27 protein-coding genes, 1 tRNA gene and 1 pseudogene are annotated in these 23908 nt (G+C 39.1%); 10 read left to right on the top strand and 19 right to left on the bottom strand.

The features are described 5' to 3' along the window. The 3 genes and pseudogenes from QUB80_RS31230 to QUB80_RS31220 form a co-directional block, all read left to right on the top strand. A partial coding sequence (locus QUB80_RS31230; RefSeq protein WP_289793336.1) for a hypothetical protein occupies positions 1-371 on the top strand: 371 nt, incomplete at its 5' end. A gap of 409 nt (positions 372-780) precedes the next feature. Beyond that, entirely contained in the window at positions 781-2955 is a 2175-nt protein-coding gene (locus QUB80_RS31225; RefSeq protein WP_289793335.1) for a DEAD/DEAH box helicase, read from the top strand. Positions 2956-2965: 10 nt separating this feature from the next. After that, a pseudogene (locus QUB80_RS31220) lies at positions 2966-3262 on the top strand (GNAT family N-acetyltransferase); the annotation flags it as partial. Positions 3263-3344: 82 nt separating this feature from the next. On the opposite strand, the gene QUB80_RS31215 reads toward QUB80_RS31220, so the two are convergent. Beyond that, complete coding sequence (locus tag QUB80_RS31215; RefSeq protein WP_289793334.1) at positions 3345-3800, bottom strand: orange carotenoid protein N-terminal domain-containing protein; 456 nt, start codon at positions 3798-3800, stop codon at positions 3345-3347. A 471-nt stretch (positions 3801-4271) separates the two neighbouring features. On the opposite strand from QUB80_RS31215, the gene QUB80_RS31210 reads away from it, so the two are divergent. Further along, entirely contained in the window at positions 4272-5837 is a 1566-nt protein-coding gene (locus tag QUB80_RS31210; RefSeq protein WP_289793333.1) for a GMC family oxidoreductase, read from the top strand. A 155-nt stretch (positions 5838-5992) separates the two neighbouring features. On the opposite strand, the gene QUB80_RS31205 is transcribed toward QUB80_RS31210, so the two are convergent. Together QUB80_RS31205 and QUB80_RS31200 are read right to left on the bottom strand one after the other, a co-directional pair. After that, entirely contained in the window at positions 5993-7042 is a 1050-nt protein-coding gene (locus QUB80_RS31205; RefSeq protein WP_289793332.1) for an MAE_28990/MAE_18760 family HEPN-like nuclease, read from the bottom strand. A 6-nt stretch (positions 7043-7048) separates the two neighbouring features. Beyond that, positions 7049-8221 carry a DUF262 domain-containing protein gene (locus QUB80_RS31200; protein ID WP_289793331.1) on the bottom strand — a complete coding sequence of 391 codons (1173 nt, stop codon included), beginning with the start codon at positions 8219-8221 and terminating at the stop codon, positions 7049-7051. A gap of 298 nt (positions 8222-8519) precedes the next feature. On the opposite strand from QUB80_RS31200, the gene QUB80_RS31195 reads away from it, so the two are divergent. Next, positions 8520-9350 (top strand): metallophosphoesterase, encoded by an 831-nt coding sequence (locus QUB80_RS31195; RefSeq protein WP_289793348.1) that lies wholly within the window; start codon positions 8520-8522, stop codon positions 9348-9350. Positions 9351-9474: 124 nt separating this feature from the next. Then, positions 9475-9672 carry a hypothetical protein gene (locus tag QUB80_RS31190; RefSeq protein WP_289793330.1) on the top strand — a complete coding sequence of 66 codons (198 nt, stop codon included), beginning with the start codon at positions 9475-9477 and terminating at the stop codon, positions 9670-9672. A 226-nt stretch (positions 9673-9898) separates the two neighbouring features. Here the strand turns inward: QUB80_RS31190 and QUB80_RS31185 are convergent, their stop codons facing one another. After that, positions 9899-10318, bottom strand: a complete 420-nt coding sequence (locus QUB80_RS31185) for a lysozyme inhibitor LprI family protein (RefSeq protein ID WP_289793329.1) — start codon at positions 10316-10318, stop codon at positions 9899-9901. 263 nt (positions 10319-10581) lie between these two features. Between QUB80_RS31185 and QUB80_RS31180 the strand changes: the two genes are divergently transcribed. After that, a complete protein-coding gene (locus QUB80_RS31180; RefSeq protein WP_289793328.1) occupies positions 10582-11982 on the top strand; it encodes a carotenoid oxygenase family protein in 1401 nt (466 codons plus the stop codon). A gap of 293 nt (positions 11983-12275) precedes the next feature. Here the strand turns inward: QUB80_RS31180 and QUB80_RS31175 are convergent, their stop codons facing one another. Continuing rightward, positions 12276-12884, bottom strand: a complete 609-nt coding sequence (locus QUB80_RS31175) for a YbhB/YbcL family Raf kinase inhibitor-like protein (protein ID WP_289793327.1) — start codon at positions 12882-12884, stop codon at positions 12276-12278. Between QUB80_RS31175 and QUB80_RS31170 the strand changes: the two genes are divergently transcribed. Beyond that, positions 12883-13005: a hypothetical protein gene (locus tag QUB80_RS31170; RefSeq protein ID WP_289793326.1), complete on the top strand. Its 123-nt coding sequence runs from the start codon at positions 12883-12885 to the stop codon at positions 13003-13005. The genes QUB80_RS31175 and QUB80_RS31170 overlap by 2 nt on opposite strands. A 79-nt stretch (positions 13006-13084) precedes the next feature. On the opposite strand, the gene QUB80_RS31165 is transcribed toward QUB80_RS31170, so the two are convergent. The 4 genes from QUB80_RS31165 to QUB80_RS31150 all read right to left on the bottom strand — a co-directional run bounded on the left by QUB80_RS31165 (position 13085) and on the right by QUB80_RS31150 (position 16299). Then, complete coding sequence (locus tag QUB80_RS31165; protein ID WP_289793325.1) at positions 13085-13624, bottom strand: alpha/beta hydrolase; 540 nt, start codon at positions 13622-13624, stop codon at positions 13085-13087. A gap of 359 nt (positions 13625-13983) precedes the next feature. Further along, on the bottom strand, positions 13984-14514 hold the full coding sequence (locus tag QUB80_RS31160) for a YdcF family protein (RefSeq protein ID WP_289793347.1): 531 nt from the start codon (positions 14512-14514) through the stop codon (positions 13984-13986). Between the two features lie 584 nt (positions 14515-15098). Then, positions 15099-15172 (bottom strand) — tRNA-Arg (locus tag QUB80_RS31155). Positions 15173-15201: 29 nt separating this feature from the next. Further along, on the bottom strand, positions 15202-16299 hold the full coding sequence (locus QUB80_RS31150; RefSeq protein WP_289793324.1) for a tocopherol cyclase family protein: 1098 nt from the start codon (positions 16297-16299) through the stop codon (positions 15202-15204). Positions 16300-16391: 92 nt separating this feature from the next. Between QUB80_RS31150 and QUB80_RS31145 the strand changes: the two genes are divergently transcribed. Then, positions 16392-16586, top strand: a complete 195-nt coding sequence (locus QUB80_RS31145) for a hypothetical protein (RefSeq protein WP_289793323.1) — start codon at positions 16392-16394, stop codon at positions 16584-16586. Further along, a complete protein-coding gene (locus QUB80_RS31140) occupies positions 16579-18549 on the top strand; it encodes a WD40 domain-containing protein (RefSeq protein ID WP_289793322.1) in 1971 nt (656 codons plus the stop codon). The genes QUB80_RS31145 and QUB80_RS31140 overlap by 8 nt, the downstream gene beginning before the upstream one ends. A 117-nt stretch (positions 18550-18666) precedes the next feature. Here QUB80_RS31140 and QUB80_RS31135 read toward each other — a convergent pair whose 3' ends face one another. The 10 genes from QUB80_RS31135 to QUB80_RS31090 all read right to left on the bottom strand — a co-directional run bounded on the left by QUB80_RS31135 (position 18667) and on the right by QUB80_RS31090 (position 23891). Then, positions 18667-18969 carry a DUF2288 domain-containing protein gene (locus tag QUB80_RS31135; protein ID WP_289793321.1) on the bottom strand — a complete coding sequence of 101 codons (303 nt, stop codon included), beginning with the start codon at positions 18967-18969 and terminating at the stop codon, positions 18667-18669. A gap of 180 nt (positions 18970-19149) precedes the next feature. Then, positions 19150-20187: an AI-2E family transporter gene (locus QUB80_RS31130; protein ID WP_289793320.1), complete on the bottom strand. Its 1038-nt coding sequence runs from the start codon at positions 20185-20187 to the stop codon at positions 19150-19152. A gap of 201 nt (positions 20188-20388) precedes the next feature. Next, positions 20389-21027 carry a lysophospholipid acyltransferase family protein gene (locus tag QUB80_RS31125; protein WP_289793319.1) on the bottom strand — a complete coding sequence of 213 codons (639 nt, stop codon included), beginning with the start codon at positions 21025-21027 and terminating at the stop codon, positions 20389-20391. A gap of 100 nt (positions 21028-21127) precedes the next feature. Continuing rightward, positions 21128-21388, bottom strand: a complete 261-nt coding sequence (locus QUB80_RS31120; protein ID WP_289793318.1) for a ParE family toxin-like protein — start codon at positions 21386-21388, stop codon at positions 21128-21130. Continuing rightward, complete coding sequence (locus QUB80_RS31115; RefSeq protein ID WP_289793317.1) at positions 21385-21603, bottom strand: hypothetical protein; 219 nt, start codon at positions 21601-21603, stop codon at positions 21385-21387. The genes QUB80_RS31120 and QUB80_RS31115 overlap by 4 nt, the downstream gene beginning before the upstream one ends. 188 nt (positions 21604-21791) lie before the next feature. Next, complete coding sequence (locus QUB80_RS31110) at positions 21792-21965, bottom strand: DUF6959 family protein (RefSeq protein WP_289793316.1); 174 nt, start codon at positions 21963-21965, stop codon at positions 21792-21794. A gap of 144 nt (positions 21966-22109) precedes the next feature. Further along, entirely contained in the window at positions 22110-22394 is a 285-nt protein-coding gene (locus QUB80_RS31105; RefSeq protein ID WP_289793315.1) for a DUF5615 family PIN-like protein, read from the bottom strand. Continuing rightward, positions 22391-22615, bottom strand: coding sequence for a DUF433 domain-containing protein (locus QUB80_RS31100; protein ID WP_289793314.1), 225 nt, complete (start codon positions 22613-22615; stop codon positions 22391-22393). The genes QUB80_RS31105 and QUB80_RS31100 overlap by 4 nt, the downstream gene beginning before the upstream one ends. Before the next feature lie 236 nt (positions 22616-22851). Continuing rightward, positions 22852-23757, bottom strand: a complete 906-nt coding sequence (locus QUB80_RS31095) for an alpha/beta fold hydrolase (RefSeq protein WP_289793313.1) — start codon at positions 23755-23757, stop codon at positions 22852-22854. Next, positions 23754-23891, bottom strand: coding sequence for a hypothetical protein (locus QUB80_RS31090; protein WP_289793312.1), 138 nt, complete (start codon positions 23889-23891; stop codon positions 23754-23756). The genes QUB80_RS31095 and QUB80_RS31090 overlap by 4 nt, the downstream gene beginning before the upstream one ends. Between the last annotated feature and the right edge of the window lie 17 nt (positions 23892-23908).

Raw genomic sequence — 23908 nt, 5'->3', positions numbered from 1 at the left:
TTCTTGGCTTGGCAATTCTGGCTGCTTTTTTTGCTACCCCTGCTTTGGCTGGTGAAACTTTTGTTCGTAACGAGTGGACAAATAGCCACACTACAACAAAAACTAACTTACATCTTGATTCTCATACCAATTCAAATCGCAACGAATATTATGCATCTTGGGCTGACAAGATTTATGTAGATGGTGATGTAGACGTTAAATATACTTGGGGTGGCAAAGAAGTAGCATTTGATGATTTTACCGTTCATACTGCTGGTTCTGCTTTACATGGTAACTACCATGAAAGTAATTACACTAAAGTTTATGGAACGATTCATAGCATTATGAATTCATACAGTAATGCGCATGAAACCACAGCAGGTGTTCGTTAATCTTCAGACTTTTGATGTCAACTGAAAAAATTCTAGGGTGGATATTCCACCCTTTTTTCGTTGTAGTGAAGCCAATGGGTAAATTCAGCTAATTACTCAGTTTTTCCGTAAATCAATCTAGATCAAGGTTTGTGACATAGAAAATATTTGATTTGTTAGTAAAAATTTCGTATTTTGTCTCTTAACCCAGATTGTAGAAAAGTATCTATTTTAAATGTGAAGCACGACTAAATTCTTTAGTTATGCCAATTTGGGTAAGTATTTTTCTGTACTTGTGAAAGAGTAATAAGTAACAAACAGTTTCGTACAGATGCGATCGCTATTTTCCAAATTCAGGATCATAGTGGCGAGTCATACACTACCTCTTTGCTAAAATCGCTAGCAATGCCAGGTATCTTCTTGTTTAACCATGAGCAATGCTACTTTTTCTAGACTCGCACCATTTATCCAAGAATATATTTACAATCACAATTGGACTGAATTACGACCAATCCAAATTGCGGCTTGTCAAGTTATTTTTAATACTGAGGCTCACTTATTAGTTGCAGCGGGTACAGCTTCTGGCAAAACAGAAGCCGCTTTTCTACCGGTTTTAACTCTATTACACGAAAATCCTTCTATCAGCATCGGTGCATTGTATATTGGCCCCATTAAAGCTTTAATTAATGACCAATTTGAACGACTTAATGATTTACTAAAAGAAGCAAATATTCCTGTTTGGCATTGGCATGGTGATGTTTCTCATAGCCATAAAAATAAGCTTCTGAAAAATCCCCAAGGCATTCTACAAATCACTCCAGAATCTTTAGAAAGCCTATTAATAAATAAATATCACGATATTACTCGTATCTTTGGTGATTTACGGTTTGTCATCATCGATGAAATTCACGCTTTTATGGGTACAGAAAGAGGCGGTCAAATTCTTTGTCAGTTGACACGTTTAGAGAATTTGACACAAAAACAACCCCGGAGAATTGGATTATCAGCAACTCTCGGCGACTACTCAATGGCTGAAGAATGGTTGCGTTCCGGAACAGAGAAACCAGTTATTACTCCAGAGATTGAGGTAGGCAAGCGACAAATTAAACTGGCTTTAGAACATTTTTATTTTAGTCAATATAATGAGATTTCAGAAATAAGTGCCTATGAAAGATATATTTATAATCTCACTAAATCTCGTAAGTGTCTAATTTTTGCTAACAATAAATCCCAAACCGAATCTGTCATTACATCTTTACGAAAAATTGCCACAGAGGAAGGACAAACAGATAACTATTACGTGCATCATGGTAGTATATCTGCTAGCTTGCGACAAGTGGCTGAAAATGCGATGCGCGAACCCAACCAACCCACTGTTACCGCAGCAACCTTAACTTTAGAATTAGGTATAGATATTGGTTATCTCGAACGAGTGATTCAGTTAGAATCACCGCTATCTGTTGCCAGTTTTTTACAACGTTTGGGACGCACAGGAAGACGAGGTGAATCTGCGGATATGCGCTTTGTCTGTGGGGAAGAAAAGCTATCACCAGAAGCAACTCTACCAGAACAAATCCCTTGGCAACTTATACAGTGTATTGCAGTTATTCAACTTTATATAGAAGGGCGATGGATAGAACCAATTAAACCAATTCAATATCCGTTTAGTTTGCTATATCATCAGACAATGAGCATCTTAGCAGTCTCTGGAGCAATTTCGCCAACAGCCCTTGCTCAGAAAGTTTTTAATTTACCATCTTTTAATAATATTTCTAAGGAAGACTTCAAATTATTACTGCGCTATTTAATTGACATTAATCATATTCAACTAGCCGAACAGGGCAAATTAATTTTGGGATTGGGAGGAGAAAAGATAGTTAGTAAATTTCAATTTTATGCTGTATTTCCAGATAACGAAGAATATAGTGTTAAACAAGATAAAACGGAAATTGGTAGTATCGTCATGCCACTACCTGTTGGAAATCAGTTTGCGTTGGCAGGTAAAACTTGGGAAGTTGTAGAAATTGACTTCAAAAAAAAGATTATATTAGTTAAGCCAGTGGAAGGAGAAGCAAGTATTTTTTGGCGTGGCGGTAGTGGTTCTATTCATACACGGATTTTACAAAGGATGCGACAGGTATTGATTGAAGATGTAGAATATCCTTACTTACAAAAGAATGCGAGCAAACGTTTGCAGTCAGTTCGCAAACTAGCCCAAAATGATGGATTAGCTCAAAAAAATATTGTGCAATTAGCAAAAAATCAATGTTGTATTTTCCCCTGGTTAGGTACGAAAGCTTTTCGCACTCTTGAAAGATTGCTTAATTCTTTTTGTCGGGAATCTTTAGAAATTAAAATTATTAACTGTGTAAATCCCTATTTTCTAACTCTGAAATTAGGTAAGGATAAAATTCAATCTTTATATCCAGAAATTATCTCTTTATGTGAACAAAGAATTACAGCAGAAGATTTATTAAGTGATGCGGAAGCACCAGAAATGCAAAAGTACGATCGCTTTATTCCTCACCCGCTTTTGCGCAAAGCTTTTGCTAGCGATTGTTTAGATATAGAGGAACTGAGGCAACAACTAAAGAGTTGGAAATGAAGATGGTTTAGTTGGTTTGGCTGCGATCCAGTGGATGCACCAGGTTGCATCACTAGGTATTGCGATTGGCGATCGCGCATATTGGGGTAAAAGCTATGGCACAGATGCGCTGCAAATTATTCTCGGTTATGCTTTTCGGGAGTTAAACCTCTATCGGGTAGGCTCAACAACCATTAGCTATAATATCCGCTCAATGAAAGCTCATGAAAAAGTGGGTTTTCGTCAAGAAGAAATTCAGTGCAGCTTTATCCAACGTGAGGGAAAGCGCTTTGATCTGATTCAGTATGGCATTCTGCGTCCTGAATAGGAGGCACTTCAGTAGGTAACATGATACAGGGAACAGGTTACAGTTTTTCTCTGCTCCCTGTTCCCTATTTCCTATCCTCTACTTACTTAGCACCCATTTCCATCACAACACTACGGGTGAAATCAACGCGCTGTTCAAATTCCAAACTTTTGATGGTATCCACGAAACCTTTTGTGTTTTCGGGCAATTTATAGTCAGAGGGCATTGGAATAATAATATCGTTTTCCATGCCTCGTGCTAGACGCAACCATACATCTAATTTGGCGCTAGAACTCAAAGCAGTATAGGCACGGCTAATATCCGTATCTGCACGGCTAGCGAGATCGCGTTGTGCTTGTAGCTGTTCTTCCTTAGACTTTGCTTGGATTTGATCGTACAAAGCAGCAGCAGTATCTTGTGCAGAAGTTTGATTTGCTGGTATCAATTTATCTTTAATATCTAGATACCCGAACCACAGTAATGCTAATTGAGTATCAACATCAAAGCCGCGAAATTGCTCTACAGCCTGTTTTGTTCTTTCATCAGTTGCAAATGTCATAAAATGTCTCCAGTTGCTTTACCAAAAGTGCGTAGTGAAAATTACAGATATCTATTAACTGCACCTCACTCACAAAATCTTATAAATCAGCTCTTATGGATTAACCCCACCGTAGGTAGAAATAGGTTTCGCAGCATTTGGCTGTTTTGACAGATGCAAAGAATAGATTTTGGGATAAACGAAAAATAGTAGTCTAAGATATTTGTGATAAACAAGATTCCCGACTTCTTACCAGAAGCCAAGGATTTGTGTCTTAAAAAAATGTGTCTGAATTAAAATTATTTAATAATAAATCATTAGTAAGGCTAATTAAATATAGTAATCCGATTTGATTTTTGAAAAATCTAAGTCTTTGGAAGGTGCGTTATGCTTCGCTAACACACCCTACGCATATTTCAAAAATAAAAATGAGTCATATAAAAGTGCCACTTACAAATATTATTATTAAAAAATTACGATGAGGTATCTTCAATGTATGACTATGTAATTGTTGGTGCAGGTTCAGCAGGTTGTGTTCTGGCTAATCGTTTAACAGAAGAACCAACAACTACAGTACTACTTTTGGAAGCAGGAAAACCAGATCAAAAACAAGAAATTCATATTCCAGCGAGCTTTTACAAACTATTTAAAACTGAATATGATTGGGCTTATTATACTGAAAAGCAATCTCACTTAAATAATCGACAGTTATATTGGCCTCGTGGTAAACTTTTAGGCGGAAGTAGTTCTATCAATGCCATGATTTATATTCGTGGCGACTGGCGTGATTATGATAATTGGTACGATTTAGGTAATGAAGGTTGGAGTTATAAAGAAGTATTACCTTACTTCAAAAAAGCTGAAAATCAGGAAGTATTAAAAAATGAATTTCATGGTGTAGATGGGCCTCTCAATATTACTAATTTACGCTGTATTAACCCACTTTCATATGCATTTATAAAAGCAGCATTAGAATCTGGTTTTGTGCTAAATCATGATTTTAATGGTATAGAACGGGGAGGAGTAGGATTTTATCAAGTAACTCAGAAATATGGTAAACGACACAGTGCAGCAGTAGCTTATTTAAAGCCAATTTTACATCGAACAAATTTAACTGTTAAAACTAATGCCCAAGTAACCAAAATTATTTTTGCTCATCAACAAGCTATTGGCTTAAATTATATTCATAATGGTAGCAATCATGAAATAAAAATTACTAAAGAAGTAATTTTATCGAGTGGTACTATTAATTCACCACAGTTATTAATGTTATCAGGCATTGGTTGCAAGGAACAATTGAATGCTTTAGGAATTCCAGTAGTAGCCGATTTACCTGGTGTAGGACAAAATTTACAAGACCATTTATGCGTACCCATTGTCTATAAATGTATTAAAAATATATCTCTAGCAAATGCTGAAAAAACAGAAAATATTTTAAGATATTTACTTTTTAAGAGTGGCTCTCTTACAACTAACGTTGCAGAAGCAGGTGGGTTTATCAAAACTAAGTCTGATTTGAAAACCTACAACTTACAATTCCATTTCGTTCCTGCATATTTCTTAAATCATGGCTTCACGAAACCAGAAGGACATGGATTTACTTTTGTTCCTACTCTTGTATATCCTCAAAGTAAAGGTAGGATTACTTTACGTTCTAATAATCCCTTTGAATCACCTATTATTCAGCCAAATTATCTAGAAAAAGCTGCTGATTTAGAAGTTTTAGTGACAGGTGTAAAACTTGCTCGCAAATTAGTACAAACGAAAGCTTTTGATGAATTTCGGGGTGAGGAATTATTCCCTGGATTTCAGATACAAGATGATGAGGAAATTCACACTTTTATTCGTAATATGGCAGAAACTTTATATCACCCAGTTGGTACTTGTAAGATGGGCTATGATGCTCTGTCGGTGGTTAATTCTCAACTCCAAGTCCATAAAGTAAAAGGTTTACGAGTTGTGGATGCATCAATTATGCCTTCTATTGTGGGTGGTAACACTAATGCACCTACTATTATGATTGCTGAAAAAGCCGCTGATATGATTAAAAATTATTGATGATTTTAGGTATTATAGGTATTATATTCAGTATGATTGAAGGAGTGAGGGTGTAGTTAATTAATAGGGGCGGGTTTGATTTGGATATACCATATTTCCTGATAACTCAAATTATCACTAAACCCCGCTTATAAAATGCTCAAAATCACACTACCTTAAGCTCTCAATTGATACAAACGCAACTCTTTTCTAGCATCTACATCAAACTTCAACCCTAACTCCATCTCAGTAGTTGTTTGTATTTTATCTTTTGTAACTCCATCAATTTGAATACTCTGAATAGTAGCTAACAAACAATATGCTTCACCAACTAAAAAAAGACTTTCTCCGACTGATAAAATAGTTTCCTCAATCTTTGCTACCGCAGCTTTTGGCTTCTTAAACCACTCTGTAATTTTACCAATTTCCCTAGCTTGTCCTATTGATTTCTTGCGCTCAATCACTTGATAAGTTACCAATTCAGCCAACGCTTGGCACAATGCCTCGATAAAATCACACAACTCCAACAATGCATTTAAACCTAATAAGTCGTCTATCGGTGATCCATGAGCTGCATCATTCCGATAGCTAATAAGTTCATTTAATTCTCCTTCTACAGTGTTCTGATTACCACGAATTTCTTCTATAAAATACTTTATGGCTCTATGTTTAACTACCCAAGCCCATGCATTTGGTATATCAGCATTAGCAAACAATTTTTCTAGGGTTTCTTGACGTAAGTTCTGCTCATGAAAAAGAAATGCATCCGCTAGTAACTCGTATTCCGCTTCACCAGTAACTCCACGAAACAAACCGCGAACTACTTCCTCAATAGAAAGGTGTTCATACCTGTTTTTGTTCAATTCACATAGCAATCTCCCGACACCAATCTGATGGGTATTTCGGATGCTCTGATCCAAGTCTAAATAACGTGGAAATAATCCTGGAATAAGTACTAGCCACTCACTAATTAACTCCTCAATAAAACGTTCGTAAATAGCGTATAATCGCGTCACTGCGCTGCAGTGATCGTAAACTCGCCAATCTCTTGCTTTAGGTATATCCTCCATGAGAAAACTAATAATGAATTGGGCTTGCTGATCCAATTCTTGTTTTATAATAGTTTCTTCTCCAAATGCAATTTTTCTAAGTTTATCGTTAGTCTTGATAATGGAATGAACAGTAGAAATATTCGCCTTGACTGTTATTAAAAGCTCCTGAAACATCGCTTTTTACTTGGCGATGACATTAGACAACATATTATCAAATAGTCTTATTCGCTCTTGGATATCAGTTTTTGTTTTTCCAGCACCTGTCAAGAGCTTTGATTTATCTTCTCTAAACAGCTTCTTTGTTTCTTCAATTACTATTTGCTTACGCTCCACTAACACGCTTGCATCTTCCAAATGCTTGCTAAAACCAACCATAACTGCATCATAATAAGCTTTATAAGCCTCTTTACTCCAAGTATTAGTTTTTGGATCGTAAGGTTTAAATAAATTTTCTCCATAAATTTGGTTAGCTAAACTTATAGTCCTAATAAAAATACTTTTGAGAATTTCGATGTCTTCCTCAGAAAAATTCATACTCTTCATCATATAGAGATCCAGAAATTCCTTCATTCCTCTACGAAAGTCATCTGTATGCCGTAAGGCAAAAAAGCGAAGAACTAATTCGGCATCTTCCATTTTTTTGTATAGATTATTTTGAGGTAACTCTTCATGATTCTCTAGAGGAATTCCCCAAGCACTGGCAAATATAGAATTACTTGTTAATTCCAACAATAATTGATTAAATTTACCATAATACAAACAATTTCGTACTTCCTGTGGGCTGAGTGCTACACCTCCCGTATTCAGACGCTCAAAAGCAATTCGTTTTAAGAAAAGCTCTTCTTCGGGATCGGAAGTAGATTCTGTAATTAGAACTATGGATGATATGGAGCGACGATCAATACCTGCTTTAATTTTTGCAGGAAGTTGATCGTAAGTACGTTGATTTAGTTCTGGCCAAAGTTCTAGGCCTGTTAATTCTAATTTGTTTTCATAAAAATCACGCAGAGCAGTAATTCTCTGTTGCCCATCCATTACTTCATAAGAATTATAATCTTTTTCATAAAGAATAATAGGAGGAACAGGAATATTGATAAGAAATGACTCAATAAGCCGTGATTGCTTCTTTTCATCCCAACGGGATCTTCTCTGGTAAAAAGGTTGCACATCCATATAGCCAGGCTTTTTTAAAGCTTCCACAAAATTAGGAAGTTTTTCACGATTCATTTCAGTGAGTATTCTTTTCTCTCCTTTTTCGTATTTAGCATTAATCTCCTCATCGGTCTTGGTATCGCTATTTTTTTTCGTGGGCGATTTTTCCCACATCTTTTCTTCCGAGGGTGCAAGTATCATTAGTTACTTTTTCTCCAGAACGGCAAAATAAAACAATTACTGGCTATGCATATAGCCTAACGCCTTCTTCAGCAGCGATTTTATCTTTTGTTATATGTTTCTCCCACTACTCTCCTTTCTCCTTTATAAGAAAGGTTGAAGGGATAGTTTATTCCAAATTATGAATGCATACTCTCTTTGAAAGATAGCGATGATTAAGCGGGGATTAAAGGTAGATTATGCAACAGTGCATCAGTGATTTCATGTTTACGCACCATGTTAAGCTGAAAGCGCTGGTATGAGGAGTGATGTCAGCATTATGCACAGGTTGTTGTCTGGAAATTTAAGTGTAGAGGCACTGACAGTTAATATTGAGGGCTTGCCAGCATCGTTGCAAGGTACGAAGCTGGTGCAGTTGTCAGATTTGCACTACGATGGGTTGCGCTTGTCGGAAGAAATGTTAGAACAAGCGATCGCAATCAGTAATGAAGCTGAACCAGATTTAGTTGTACTAACGGGTGACTATATAACCGACGATCCAACTCCAATACACAAGCTAGTACAGCGACTCAAACATCTGCAAAGCCGTGCTGGTATTTACGCTGTACTTGGCAACCATGATATATACTACCGCTACTCAAAAGCAGAAATTACAAGTGCCTTATCTAGTATTGATGTTAAAGTTCTTTGGAATGAAATCGCTTATCCACTGGGAGAACAAATATTATTAGTAGGGCTAGCCGATTATTGGTCGCGGGAATTTAAACCTGCACTGGTAATGAACAATTTAGATCCAGCAAAACCGTGTATCGTCTTATCTCACAATCCTGATACTGCTGAATTTTTACAACAATGGCGGGTAGATTTGCAACTATCTGGCCATACTCACGGTGGTCAAATTATTATACCAGGAATTGGCCCTGCGGTTATTTATTACAAAAAGCTGATTCGCCGAATTCCCAGAAAAGTGCGGCTGTGGATACCATTCTTGCGAGCAGATTGCGCTAAGGTGGTGCGACATTGGGAATGGGCATACGGTTTACATCGAGTGGGAGAAAATCAGCTATACGTCAATCGTGGCTTAGGAACTTACGCACCAGGACGGCTTTTTTGTCCACCAGAAGTAACTGTGATTACATTACAAAATTAAGCAAATATATAAAACTTTACTGCCGCTAACTATGACCGAGGAACGTCACTAGCTAACGGCAGTTTACTAACCATCCAACAGGTTTATTAGAATTAAAAGTCAGATACAAGTAACTCAAACTAAGGTGAACAAAATTCGCAATCTTTATTCTTATCTTCCGACTAGAGCATCCTTTATTTCAGCTAGGCAGGCATTCTTGGCTGTGCGTTCAATTACCTCCAAAACAACTCGATATACTCAAGGCGAAAACACATTCTTGGACGCCATCCTAATCGGATTGATTGCGAATAGACGGGAGCAGGTGGCACAGGCTCCGATCTAAAAAATTCTTTGGTTGAAGTTTCATCTTGCTTGTGCCTTATGTATATAAGACTAGCATTACTCCTCTCGATAGATATTGATACTTTACCAAGATTTATTCACAATAATTTTTCGCAATAATTGAATAAAATTTGTGATAAATGTAATAGTAACTACTTACTTTCTGGGGAAAATGAACAAGATCCCCGATTTTTCCAAAAAATCGGGGATCTTTAGTTCCTATTTAATTACCTAGCCGTTAAATAATCTTCTAAGTCTTTGGTGCGTTGTTTAGTTAGCCGTTCGAGACATCCATTACGAAAGATTTCATAACCTGTTCCACCGCGAGAACTATAAACTTCAAAATTACAGTTATTATCACGAAACTTAATCCACGCTTGTTCTGCTGTAATTAGTAATTGTTTAGGTTCTCTGTTTAAGGTTGATATCACTTTTTGATAAACCTGATTTAGTTTTTTGTCTGCGGCTGTGTAGGATAATTGAGAACAATACTTAAGTTCTGGTGTAGTAGTCGCTTTAGAACAATCAATTCTGGGTTTTTGAGCAATAACCTTATTTGGCATCGCTAAACTAGGAATAGCTAGAATAAACAAAAGTGCGATCGCTGCCACTGCCAATATTATGGTTCTAGTTGATTTTTTATACATAGATAGCCAAGTCAATTAAAAATATTAAAATTAGAGAAATACCTTTGTAGCTTTCAATTATGCATAATGTCAAGCTAACTTAATACTTAAATATTTATTGGTAACTGCTAAATATACCACGTTCTAATATTAAGTAGCATAGTAGCTTTGCGCAGTATAAATATTCTTACTGAGCCGCAAATCCTCACTCCAAACCACTAAATTCCCAAGCCAAAATATAGAAAGAACCAGTCATATATTAACCCTCAGTTTGACAAAACACTATGGTAGCCACAGTAGTCAATCCCTATCTCGATGGCAACTTTGCGCCTGTACGTCATGAAATTACCACCGATGTTCTCAAAGTCATAGGTGAGTTACCTCCCGACTTATCGGGAATGTTCGTGCGAAATGGCCCCAACCCTCAATGGACACCGATCGGTCAATACCATTGGTTTGATGGAGATGGAATGTTGCACGGTGTACGCATTAGCAATGGCAGAGCTACTTACCGTAACCGTTACGTACGAACAAGAGGATGGGAAATCGAGCATGAAGCAGGTAAAGCTATCTGGACTGGGTTATTAGAACCACCACAACAAAATAACCCCTATGGATTTTACAAGAATACTGCTAACACTGCTTTGGTATGGCACGCTGGTCAATTTTTCGCCCTGTGGGAAGGAGGTGCGCCTCACGCCATCAAAGTTCCTGAGTTAGAAACTATTGGTGAGTACACCTACAATGGCAAACTAATTTCTCCTTTTACCGCTCATCCTAAAGTAGATCCGGTGACAGGGGAAATGATGTTTTTTGGCTATAGCTTTAGTCCGCCTTACCTGCAATATGGTGTGGTTTCAGCTAGTGGTGAACTTTTGCGGACAGTACCTATTGATTTGCCAATGCCCGTGATGATGCATGATTTTGCTATCACCGAAAACTACACAATTTTTATGGATTTGCCGCTAACTTTTAGCCCTGAACGGATGCAAAGGGGAGAGCCTTTGATGATGTTTGAGCGCGATCGCCCCAGTCGCTTTGGTATTCTTCCCCGTCACGGTGACAATGGTGATATCCGTTGGTTTGAAACCCCGGCTTGCTATGTCTTCCATACCCTCAATGCCTATGAGGAAGGAGACGAAGTTGTACTTATAGCTTGTCGAATGAATTCCACGACAGTATTAGCGTCTGAAGACTCTCAAAGCGATCCTCAAGGAAATATTCCTCACCTGCATCGCTGGCGTTTTAACTTGACTAGTGGAACTGTACACGAAGAAATGCTAGACGATATGCCTTCAGAATTTCCCCGCGTGAATGAATACCTGTTGGGACGTAAAACTCAATATGGCTACGCTGGTAAAATGGCAAAAAGTTCCATACCTTTGTTTGATGGAATCATCAAATACAATCTCCACAATGGCAATTCCCAAACTTATGAATTTGGACAAGGGCGCTACGGTGGAGAAGCAGTATTTGTACCTCGTACTCCTAACGGAGTGACAAAGAGTGAGGATGATGGTTGGCTTGTGACTTTTGTTTACGATCGCGCTTCTGAAACTTCTGAACTTGTAGTCGTGAACGCTCAGGATGTTACATCTGAACCAGTGGCACGAGTGCTACTTCCCCAACGCGTACCCTATGGATTTCACGGTGCTTGGGTTTTTGAAGAATATTATGGTGGTTAGTCAATAGTCATTGGTCATTTGTCATTGGTTATTGGATAGTAGTTAGTGGTTAGTAGTTAGTGGTTATACCGTTTCTTTGTGAAGCTGCGCCAAATTTTCTCTATACCTCTTCTCTTTGTGTTCTTTGCGTCCTACCCTGCGGGAAGCCGCTCCGCGTCTATGTGGTTCGTTAAGCGCATCTTCATACAGAATTGGTATTAGTAATTAGTGGTTAGTTGTTCTCTCCCCTGCTCCTCTGCCCCTCTTCCCCTTGTCCCCTTGTCTTTTTGTCCCCGTGTCTCCTTATCTCCCGCTCATCGCTGACGTTGATAGCGTCCAACTAATTCTGCTGTTGCCAAGATATGTCCATCCATCGCAGCTTCTATCTGGTTTTTGGTAGCACCAGGTTGTAAGCCTAACTTTTTATCTAATGCATAAAGTTTGAAAAAATATCTATGGGTGCCACTAGGAGGACATGGCCCACCATAACCAAGATTACCAAAATCATTTTTTCCCTGAACACCACCATTAGGTAAAGTTTTTACAGTTGCTATTTGCTCTGATAATTGTCGAGCTTTGGCGGGTATATCGTAGACAACCCAATGAACAAATGTTCGCTTGGGTGCATCAGGATCATCTACAATCAGGGCAAAACTTTCGGTTTCTGGTGGAGGTTCATCCCAACTTAGGGCAGGGGAAATATCCGCGCCATCACAAGTATATTTGGCAGGAATGAAGTCATTTTCTTCAAGTACACTACTTGCCAATTTCATATTTTGCACCTCCCTTTTCGAGCGATCGCTCCTCCCGGTAGGCATAACTAGTGTATCGCCACTATCAGTAGCAGCCCAACTAACCGCAGATAAGTTTACCAGAACAAAGATGCTTACACTTTGCTGGAAAAAAACTCGCCTTTTCATCATGGCTTTTGCACTTGCTGCATTGCGACTCGGCAATGGTAGCGATTACTTACAGTACGCTACGCGATCGCAACTCCAGATCATGGCAGATTATACTGTGAAGTTACATCCATCATTAGAGTGATGCCTTGAAATAGAAGGCACAAGGGAAGACTAGCTTCGTTATCAGGTTGAATTTCATGGCGGCTATGTAATCAAAATGATTAACGACTACCCAATATATTTTGTAAACCTTCTATCAAAATGCTGAGTTGATTATAAGTTGCAGCCAGGCGATCGCCCTCTACATAAACTTCTGTTGTCGGATAATTTTGAAGAATTTCAATTAATGAAACTCTATTGTCTTTGCTAGCAGATAATACTATTGCTGATCGTAAAGCTTGTCGATTTGCTCGATTGGAGGGAGTACGAATTGTTTGACTGATTCGATCTAGTAAAAATTCACCAATTGGGTTATTCAGCGCTCGATCCAAAACAACAGGGCTGGCGTTGAGTTCTTGAGTTAAGACATTGCGAACTGTCTGTGGATCTTGATTAGTTTGGTTTAAATAATAATTTAACCTTGGCGAAGCTTCTCCAGTTTCAGCAAAGCTTGTTAATTCGTCTACTGATACTGATTCACGAAAAATGTTGTATGTAAAAACAACCCTTTCTGCCGCCAGTGTACTTGTACTAAAAAGCAAAGTAGCAACACTAGCTATTAGATAAAATGTACTAGATCGGATATTAAATGGGTACTTCATTGCATATAAACTGAAAAGCATCAGAATAATTCAACCCTAGAAATAAGTAGTCCCAATTAATCAGTATCAATGGTTGTATTTTTCCATAAAATACTATCCCCTCTCCGGTTCTCGGAAAGGGGATAGAGTACTAACTTTAGATAGTTGGTAATAGTTAATTGATTCGGTATAGTTCTTGGAATTAGTTGCGGTTTTTCACCGCACATTAACTATATACTAAACTGCCAAAATAAATTCCGGAATATTTACGGAAATATTTTGCATAGTCATATAAACAATTCAGTATATTTACGGTAGAACGATTAAAATTTACTTTAATAATTTTGTAAGAATTCGTCCTTAAGATTCTAAATTCAGGGTTAATGCTCGTCTTGCAACTGATTTCCTCCTGTATAACCAGTTGCCACCCAAACTAAAGATCTGACTCCATCACGAATAGACTTTGCTAGTGGTTCCGGGGAATTATCAGAAGGAACAGACACTGGCTTAAAATTGATTCCCCTACTACCCAAAACAATCTCGCCGACAACAGTGGCACGTCGCATATGAAAGTCAGAAGTAATCAAGTAGACACTTTTAATACCAGTGCTTTCCAACTCACCCACAAGTGTCGTAAAGTTTTCTACTGTATTATTCGCCCGATAATCTAAATGCAATCGCTTAGAGTCGATTCCTGCTTTGGAAAACACTTTTCTTGTCACACTTGGAGGGCTACCTCCAGAAATCCAAATCGGTAAATTGGGATGCCTACGGGCAAAATCTGCCGTAAACTTTTCTCGTTCTAATTTTCTTGTAGAACCACCTAAAACGAGAATTGCCTGTGGTTGGTGTAATTGACTTTGTATTTCCTTGTAACTCCATAACAGTGCTAGTGGTAGGATTAGGAGCATGAATGGGGAAGAAATTGCTGTAAATAGTAGCTTTTTCAAGGTTTTATAACTTTGGCAACTTCAATAGAATTTTCTTGAAAAAGAATAATAGTATAAATTTACAGAGTTGTGAAAATATGTCTAAATTTAGATCTTAGTCATTTTTCCAACTTCATTTACCGTAATTCAGTACCTGAAAGCAATGGGTACTGATTACAGATTCGATGCTAGATTTTATCTATTATTTGCGCAGATGCAAAGTACTCTTGCAATTTTGTTTTATAGCTGCTGGACAACGTTGGTACAATTTTAAGTCGCAGCTTAACACGGACTAACATATCATATTCATTAGAGGTTATCGAGTAGGGTGCGTTAGGACATAGTCCGTAAGGCACCAAAGTCTTGGCAAGGTGCGTTACGCTTCGCTAACACACCCTACTACGTATATTTCAAAAATAAAATATGAGTCTATATTCAGTCCATATTCATTAGAAATTATAAGATCAATGCCAAATAGTGCTTACGTACTATATTTGAGCTATTAAACCAAAATAACAAAACCCTGAAACCAAGTCCTTACAGAGATTTCAAGATTTGAGGGGGAACGGGACTGGCGCGACTTGAACGCGCGACCTAGCGCTTAGGAGGCGCTCGCTCTATCCAACTGAGCTACAGCCCCAATAGATACCATTCCCCATAATATCATTTTTAATCGTGCTGCCAGCTATTGTTCCAAGGGCCCCCGCCTATTTCTAATCCACATAGAGAACTAGATGCTTTGAGGATTGTTCTCTTTTGATTACCACCAATTTCTCGCAATTCTAAATTTAACCGTCCCTGTAAGGTATCGCGACAGCAAAATATCAAACCATTTTCTGTAGGTGCGCGTAGGGGAGTACCTGGTAAATCAGTAGCTCCAAGTAACTCGACCTCATATTGAGAATTTTTTGCTTGCATTTGCCAGCTACCCCAAGGCTGAATATTCCAGCTCACTTGAGAATTCCAAGGAACAAATTCATAAAATTTCCCTTGATAGTGCAACCCAATCATTGCTACAGATTCCATCCACCACAAAACTCCCCGTCTACCACCACCAGCTGTTAAAGCTAGATCCGGCTGATCGAGAAAACTATTACAATTTGCCCAAAACCATCTTTGGGGAAAAGCGCCTCCCCAATTTTTCTCGCCATAAGCAGGGGCATTAGTAAACTCGTAGCGTTTGCCATTCCAGTCAATCCAACCGCTAGCCAACCCATGCGCCATCAAAATTTGCCAACCAGGTTCAAAAATCTGCAAAAATGACACCCAACCTGCGGTTGATTGCTGTATGCTGCCTTTGTTCCCCCAGCCATATACTGGCTGAATTTCATACTGCCAACGGCAATATTTGCCACTACCAGGGTCAAAAATTGCTCCCTGATTTAGGGTAGCTGTCGCTTGATAGCCTTGTTGTACATAACGTTCAAAATCGGCACTGAGCAGGTAACCAGGTTTAATATCTAAATCTGCTTTACCCCAATGTCCCAATGCCAGCTCCTCCTGGTTTGCCCAAAACTTGCTGACATTTGGGAAAGTACGGCACAAATATTCATCATCTGGAGCGAGAATTTGTGCTGCACCTCCACTATGGGGTTTACCACCAACGGGGTCTTCGATAGAGTACATAAAGGCAAAGGATTGAGCCTCGCCAGGTAAAGTTACCCGGTAATACCAACCTTCAAAAAAGCGACGGCTAGTACCGTCCCAATGATATCCACTGTGAGGAGTGTGAGTGGTGTCAAAAGGATTTCTAAGCAAACCAAGCATGAATTTTCGGTGAAGACAATCTTTTTTAGTATGAGCGATCGCTTGAAAATCCTGAACATTAATGAAATCTTTTCTATCTGGAGACAGAAAAATTGTTACATCGTGAGTTGCCGTCTCGCTCCTTCAGGCAGTACCTTTATTTATCTGCTGTCACAATGGGGAATTTTCGGCACAGATTCAAAGAATATGCTTGGCACAAGATGAGAGAAAACCTTTCTACTCCCAAGAGCGCCTTCTGGCTGTTTTCTATTTCAGCAGCAAGTACAGCACAGTCCACTTATGACTAAACTCCACTGGCTAGAAGTTACTGAATACGTTTCCCTGTATGCCTCTGCACTTGGAACCTTGGTGGCAGCAGTAACTCAACAAGCTGTCTATGCAGCAGCTCCTTTGACTGTAGCTATTGGTTTAAATGTGGCTAATCGGGAAAGATTGAAGAATTTAAACGAACGGCAACAGCAAACAGCGATCGCTCAATTAGATCAATTGATTGATCCTTTCCGACAACGTTTAGAGAACTTTGACAGCTTTACACAAAATTTAAGTCAAACAACTCAAGAACAAATAGAGGAATTACAACGCCACCAGCAAGAACAATCTACTGACTCGGTTCGGCAGCGACTTGTACAACTCGATTCCTTTAGGCAGCAGTTGAGTAGAAATACTGAACAACAAATTGAGCCACTTAGACAACATCTCGCCCAGCTTGATGCCTTCACACACCAATTGAGCAGAACTACAGAGCAACAAATTGAGCCACTCAGGCAGTATTTTGCCCAACTTGATACCTTTACTCAGCAGTTAAATACAGCTACTCATCAGCAATTTGAACTACTCAGACAGCGCCTCACACAACTGGATATTTTTACACAACAATTGAGTAAAAGTACTCAGCAGCAAATGGAGCAATTACAGAAGTTCCAACAAGCGCCTAATCTTGACGCTATTAATCAGCGCTTATCACAAATAGAGTCCTTTACACAACAGTTAAATACAAATACTCAGCAACAAATTCAGCCGCTCCAACAGTGTATTGCCGAACTGAATACAAATACTGAAAAACAGACAGAAGAATTTAAGTATGCGATCGCCCTACTTCAAACAGAACTGCAAAAGTTAACACAGTCAATAACTCAAGTAGAACAGCAACTTCACCAAGAGATTTTAAATAAAAAAACAAAAACAGAAAATACTACACAACAAACATCACTAAAACCCCAAGAACAACAAACCACCATTTTGCAAAGTCAATCACCACCAGAGGAAAAGAAAAACTTCAAGCCTCAGCCAGATCCAGAAGCAACTAAGGTATTTGTGCCAGTAGTAGCTATACCTGAATCACAGCCAACAATCATCCAGAACTTAAAATTTGTATCCACTCTCCAAGGACATTTAGAGCGAGTAGTGTCTATTGCTTTTAGTAATGATGGGCAAACACTAGCAAGCGGTAGCCATGACAAAACTATCAAAATTTGGCATTTAGTTAATCAAGAACCTCGTACCATCAAAGTTTCTGAGAGAGTAAATTCAGTAGCTTTTAGTCCGAATGGAAATATATTGGCTAGCGGCAATGATGGGATAAAAATTAAATTATGGGATGTACGCACAGAACAGGAAATCTGTACATTATCCGGACATAAAGAGAGAGTAAATTCAGTAGCTTTTAGTCCGAATAGTAAAATTTTAGCTAGCGCTAGTCAAGATAAAACTATTAAGCTTTGGTATATAGAAAAGCAGCAAGAAACTTATACACTTACAGGTCATATAGATGAAGTTTTATGTGTTTCTTTTAGTTCAGATGGCAAGATGCTAGCTAGTGGTAGTGGTGATAATGATGGAACTATAAAAATTTGGTACCTTACACAAAATAAATTCCTGACTCTCAAAGGTTATTCTAATTCTTGGGGAAGAATTTATTCTATTACTTTTAGCCCGAATGGTAAATTATTAGCTAGTAGTAGTCAAGATAAAATTATTAGGCTATGGGATGTAGAAAGTGGTCAAGAAATTCGCACTTTGATGGGACATACAGATGAAGTTTATTCTGTAGCCTTTAGCCCAAATGGTAAATTATTAGCTAGTGGTAGTCAAGACAAGACTCTTAAGTTATGGCAAGTAGATACAGGTGAAGAAATTCGTACTTTTACAGAAAATCGAAGTGCAGTTTATGCTGTGGCTTTTAGCCCGGATGGGAAGAGGCTAGCTAGTAGTAATGCAGACAAAACAATTATGATTTTTCCTTATCAATAAATCAAAAATCCCATCCCAATCTTAAATGGGAATGGGTTTTGTTAGACAAAAACTGTTAAATAAACATTATATGACTAGCTTTCTATTCTTGCTCATTCACTAGAATTCCAACCGTAACTATGCCGCTACTTTCTCTTGTACCAGGACAAATGGCTGCACAATCAGAGTATTAAATCGTTTAGCGCGATCGCTATTCCATTCAGTCATCTGGGTAGTTGAGGGTTTGGCAATAAGTGCTTCATCAATCCAAATTTGCACTTCTGAGACATTATCACTAGCAATAGCTACCCCCACATCCAATATATCTAATTCTGGATTTACTACAATTACTGCATCTCGCAGCATATGGGGAACCAGCCACTCCCACTCTGCTTCATCCAGATTTTCTGTTAACTCTGCCCTTAAATCTTGATTAGTCATTGGCTATTAGTAACTAGTATTAATTACTATACTAAACATAATCTACATGAATTACCAAAAGACCGAGATTCATCCCTTTCCTTATATATGCAGGTTTGGATTAATTGCCGCTAGCTGTCTTGGTCAAGAGTTATGGTACAAAAGACTAATGACTATTGACTAATGACCAAAGATCAAAACCTAAACCTCTGCCTTCATTTCATCAATCTCAAACAAAGAAACAATCACTCCAGCAACAGGAATTGAAATAAAAACTCCTAACAATCCTGCTATTCTTGCACCTAATAGTAAAGCAAAAAATACAACTACAGGATTCAGATTCAAAGCTCCTTGCATTATGCGAGGTGCAATTAAGTTATCTTGAATTTGCTGAAGAATAATACAAACCACTAATACTTTTAGAGCTAACCACACACCTTGAGATAATACAATCAAAGTAATTGTACCAATTCCTAATGTTGCTCCTATACCGGGAATGATGTCAAGCACCCCTACTATTAATGACAATATCAATGCAAAAGGCACTTTTAATATCAAAAAAACAATAAAAGTTGTACTTGATAAAAATAACATTAATAACAACTGACCTCGAAAAAATCCCAAAAATTTACGTCTGATCACAGTTGTAAATCTAGTTCGTCGTTGTACTGGTATTTGCTTAACAATTAAGTACCAAAGCTTTTCTCCATCTAGTAACATGAAAAAAGCAACAACCGCAATTAAAATGAAAGTTACAAAATTAGTTAAAATTGATTGTAAAATTGCTATACTTGTCACCAATCTAGATATAGCCTGATTCCTAAGTTGTTCATCTATAATACTCAAGTCTATTTGTAGATTTCGTTCTCGTAAAAATGTCTCTACTTGTTCTAACATAGGTGCTAAAGAATTTAAAAAAGCAGTGACACTATCTATTAATTGTTGTCCTTGAGATAAAACAGTTAAACCAATACTAATTACAAGACCTCCAATAATGACAATACTAAGTAAAAAAACCACAAAAACTGCAAGACTATGGGGTAAAAAACGTCGCAGCCACTGTACAGGATAGCTAAGTAAAAAAGCTAAAATAGTGGCAAAGGTAAAAATAACAATTACCGATTCAAAATAAGCCAAAAGCTGTACAATTGCCCAGCCAGAAGCAACAAAAAGCAAGAAGCGGACTAAGGCAAGATTATTTAGCCGCGACCAAAAATTATTGGCTCCAAAGCCACTCATAGTTGATTTAAAAAAAGCTTAAACAGAAGGATAAAAGTGAAGGCTAAAGTATGAATCCTCTATACTTTAGCCTTCAGATAAACCTAAACTTACAGACTTTAAGTTACAATCACCACTTCCCTAGTGCATATTTCCCTGGTTACTTGATAGAAGAAAGGGTATAAGAAAAATATTCCTCCGATACCCATAAAAGGCTTGCACTCATCGCCCCAGATCGTGTAGCTTATTGATTGCCACAGCACACTTTTGCGTTACAGCCTCTAATTCTTCTTTATCCGTAGAAGTTGGTGCTTCTATCAACTCTCCAATTCTTACTGTTACGGGAACTGAACGAGGTATGACAGCACCTTTTTGCTCAATAGCTTCAGTTCCCCATAAACTAACTGGCAACAGTGGTGCTTTTGCTTTAGCAGCAATTAACGCTGCACCTCGTTTTGGATCTGTAATGCGTCCATCTAAAGTACGAGTGCCTTGTAAAAAAACACCGACAGCCCACCCTTGTTCTAGATAATTTAAGGCTGCACGGATAGCAGCGCGATCGGCTGTACCTCGACTGACTGGATAAGCACCATATAAAGCGATCGCTTGTTTTAAAACGGGAATTTTAAATAATTCTTCTTTCGCCATGTGTGCCACAGGCCGATCTACACAATTGGACACAATTGGCGGATCATAGTTACTAGCATGATTGCTGACTACCAGCAAAGGCCCATTTTTAGGCACATTTTCTGCACCATAAATTTTACCCCGAAAGTAAACGTGCAGCATCGGGCTAACAACAGACCACTTAAAGGCGTGGTAAAGGAACAGACTAACGAATGGTTCGCGGCTTTTGCCCACAGAAAATAATTGAAATCAGACTGAATTTAAGGATAAGCGATCGCCACTACTTTTGACTGTTAAAGTTAATTACTGTCGCTATAACTGCAAGAGTAACTTGTCATACTCTATATGTGAACCGACCCAAAACCAAATGACCGTATCTCCATATAGCTGTCCAACATAGCTGTCCAACTGCCCGATAATTTTTGCTGATTCGAGCAGAATAAATTGGTATTTCTGGATGCACCTTTTTGAAGCGTAAACTTGGGTGACTTGGATCTTGCTTGAATTGGCGATATGCTTCACGTGCTTGCTCTTGAACTTGCTCAGACAGTCCCGCAAACGCTTTACGAAATTGGGCGGTAGTGCGTGACTTCACAATGTTTCGGGATCTAACTCCTGTGTTTTACCTGCACGATACTCAGCTATTGCTTCGCCTGCAAGGATAGCAAGAACATCTTTGGACTTAGCAAAGGTAGCATCCCATCGAACTTCATCTTCGAGTTCTTCTAGAATGATGGCTGCGATCGCGTCTTGTTCAGTAGGAGGCAAAGTTTTAAGTCTTGAAATTGCTTGTTCAAGTAACTCAGTCATCGTTCTATTCTTGGAATAGGAGGATCAAGTGTCTTCAAGAATCGTAATCATCTTGAATCAGCCGCTCCCGAATTGACGGAAATTACGGCCGAGGTATTTCCAGTTTATCTAAAGTTTTTTCGTAGTAAAGCAATTGTCCCTGAAGCATTTCAGCAAACATTAAGAACTCATAATATGCCTGTTGGTCTCTACGCTACTTGGCATCCAGTAAACTGAAACAAACTTGCTCTAAAAAGGTTCAATAAAATATCTCCTTGCATGACAATACCAGGAAATTTGCGTCCCGGCATTTGCACAATACCTGCATTTGAGGAGTGAGACAAAAATTCTGCTATTTGAGTGTTTGCAGGTTGCTCATTCACAACTTAAACTTAGTCTCCCATCTTATTGGCACTGCTTTTGAGTGTTAAAGTTAGTTACCTGATTGAGCAATTGTTTGTGAGCTTGCACTGCTAGTCTCCACTAATTTCGACTAACGCTTCACCTGCTTGTAAAAGCTCTAGTGCTTAGGGCAAAGTAGCACTCAAAATCTCTTGCAATCGAGCATTTGAAGTATTCCCACACGTTAACCAGATAATTTGTGGTGGCGATCCAAGGCGATCGACTAGATCAGCAAAGTCGCTGTCTTTAGTTATGAAGATAACCCCATGAGCTTTTGCTGTCTCAAAAATCTCAGAGTCTTCAGCATCTCTCAAACCAATATCGCGTAAAGCTAATGCTGTTATTCCAAAAGTGCTGGTAATCCAAGTTGCGATCGTAGGAGACAACTGTGCATCAATCCAAATCGTCATGCCACCAAAACTGGATGATTAAGCTTACGCGAGGCGTATAAAAGTGCTGCTTTTAAAGCATCTGCCTCCAAATCGGGCATTTCTTCTAAGATTTGTTCAGCACTCAGTCCAGCCGCAAATAAGTCCAGTACATCTGATACCCTAATTCTCATACCTCGAATGCAAGGGCGACCACCACACTGTTTTGGATTAATCGTAATTCTTCTCAACAAGTCTGACATAGGGCTGCACTCTAGGATGAATCTTTTAAAGTTACTTACCAGATCAATGACCAGTTACCTCTTACTATAAAATGGTAGCAATCTGCGCTCCTGCTATGAAACCTTTGCTATACCTTCCAGATACTTTCAAAGTGACTCAGGAACAGTTTGAGCATTTGGTTTGCGTTTGTTGGGTAGCGGGTTCGTAAGCAAAAGCTCTTATGCACAGCAGCATCAGCACAAAAATAAAATGTGCTCTACGGCGACTTCGTACGGATGATGAAGGCTTCTATGTCATGAACGAACTCGTCTGGACGCTCCCAGTGGAGCGCGTGACCAGTTTCTGGATAAACCTTCAAGACTGCATTCGCTAGACCAACCACTAGAGCATCCTGGGCGCTCTGTGAGAATATCGTATCGTGATCGCCCCGCAGAACCAGTGTCGGCATCTGAATGCAATTGATTTGGGCGGTGTAGTCTACGGCAAGCTGTCCTGCCAAAGCGGCACGCCACACGCGTGCTGGTAGCTTCAGGCTCTCCGCGACTGCCCTGTCTAGGAAGTCGTCGGGTACTGAGTGATAAATGGTACTCAACTGGAATTCCCGTGCAAACTCCGGGGGTACCGGGTCGTCAAGCGCGTTAACTGCTTGCTGTAGCTGGAAGACATCTTTGGAACGCATATTGGTTGCCGAGCCGACTAGAATAAGCCGCGCCACACGCTCCGGCGCATTGAGAGCCACCTGTTGTGCCACGAGGCTTCCCATTGAATGCCCGACTAGTGTTGCTTGCGTCAGTCTCATCACATCCATAAACGCAACCACGTCGGCAGCAAAGTCCGGTATGTCATACGCACTTGAAGGCCGCTCAGAGTCACCATGACCCCGCTGGTCTAGGGCATAGGTGTGGTAGACCGAAGAGAGGGATGGCAGTACGCGGCTGTATGAAAACCACGAATCTGTGTAGCCGTGGAGCAAGATAATCGGATGACCAGCAGAGCTACCTTGCTCTGCATAATGGAGCCGTACACCTGTCGTGAGTTGCGTGTCAGCAAACCGTAGAGGTGTCGCATCTTTATGGTTCATCGGCTGTGAACTCTTTCTTTTATATTCCCATATGGCTGTATTATCGCAGACGGAGCGTTGCTGCCCAACGTTGCTGTTCACCGTTTTAAAATTTGGTTTACAAAAGTTTCACCGTCAACAGGTGGTGTATGCTCTGATTGAGCAATTGCCGCATCTATTTTCTCTCTCACATCCTCCACCCATTCAGTTTCAGCGCGATCATATGCATCCAGCAAGCGTAAGGCAACTTCAA

The organism is Chlorogloeopsis sp. ULAP01 (genome assembly GCF_030381805.1).
GTDB lineage: Bacteria > Cyanobacteriota > Cyanobacteriia > Cyanobacteriales > Nostocaceae > Chlorogloeopsis.
This window is presented reverse-complemented; position numbering and strand designations above follow the sequence as displayed.

Coding starts and splice junctions, on each gene's coding strand:
- QUB80_RS31225 (WP_289793335.1), top strand. CDS start 781: ATGAGCAATGCTACTTTTTCTAGACTCGCACCATTTATCCAAGAATAT.
- QUB80_RS31205 (WP_289793332.1), bottom strand. CDS start 7,042: ATGTTTCAGGAGCTTTTAATAACAGTCAAGGCGAATATTTCTACTGTT.
- QUB80_RS31100 (WP_289793314.1), bottom strand. CDS start 22,615: ATGTCAGACTTGTTGAGAAGAATTACGATTAATCCAAAACAGTGTGGT.
- QUB80_RS31140 (WP_289793322.1), top strand. CDS start 16,579: ATGACTAAACTCCACTGGCTAGAAGTTACTGAATACGTTTCCCTGTAT.
- QUB80_RS31210 (WP_289793333.1), top strand. CDS start 4,272: ATGTATGACTATGTAATTGTTGGTGCAGGTTCAGCAGGTTGTGTTCTG.
- QUB80_RS31165 (WP_289793325.1), bottom strand. CDS start 13,624: ATGAAGTACCCATTTAATATCCGATCTAGTACATTTTATCTAATAGCT.
- QUB80_RS31185 (WP_289793329.1), bottom strand. CDS start 10,318: ATGTATAAAAAATCAACTAGAACCATAATATTGGCAGTGGCAGCGATC.
- QUB80_RS31135 (WP_289793321.1), bottom strand. CDS start 18,969: ATGACTAATCAAGATTTAAGGGCAGAGTTAACAGAAAATCTGGATGAA.
- QUB80_RS31160 (WP_289793347.1), bottom strand. CDS start 14,514: ATGCTCCTAATCCTACCACTAGCACTGTTATGGAGTTACAAGGAAATA.
- QUB80_RS31175 (WP_289793327.1), bottom strand. CDS start 12,884: ATGATGAAAAGGCGAGTTTTTTTCCAGCAAAGTGTAAGCATCTTTGTT.
- QUB80_RS31180 (WP_289793328.1), top strand. CDS start 10,582: ATGGTAGCCACAGTAGTCAATCCCTATCTCGATGGCAACTTTGCGCCT.
- QUB80_RS31170 (WP_289793326.1), top strand. CDS start 12,883: ATGGCTTTTGCACTTGCTGCATTGCGACTCGGCAATGGTAGCGATTAC.
- QUB80_RS31200 (WP_289793331.1), bottom strand. CDS start 8,221: ATGATACTTGCACCCTCGGAAGAAAAGATGTGGGAAAAATCGCCCACG.
- QUB80_RS31215 (WP_289793334.1), bottom strand. CDS start 3,800: ATGACATTTGCAACTGATGAAAGAACAAAACAGGCTGTAGAGCAATTT.
- QUB80_RS31130 (WP_289793320.1), bottom strand. CDS start 20,187: ATGAGTGGCTTTGGAGCCAATAATTTTTGGTCGCGGCTAAATAATCTT.
- QUB80_RS31150 (WP_289793324.1), bottom strand. CDS start 16,299: ATGCTTGGTTTGCTTAGAAATCCTTTTGACACCACTCACACTCCTCAC.
- QUB80_RS31105 (WP_289793315.1), bottom strand. CDS start 22,394: ATGACGATTTGGATTGATGCACAGTTGTCTCCTACGATCGCAACTTGG.
- QUB80_RS31195 (WP_289793348.1), top strand. CDS start 8,520: ATGCACAGGTTGTTGTCTGGAAATTTAAGTGTAGAGGCACTGACAGTT.
- QUB80_RS31115 (WP_289793317.1), bottom strand. CDS start 21,603: ATGACTGAGTTACTTGAACAAGCAATTTCAAGACTTAAAACTTTGCCT.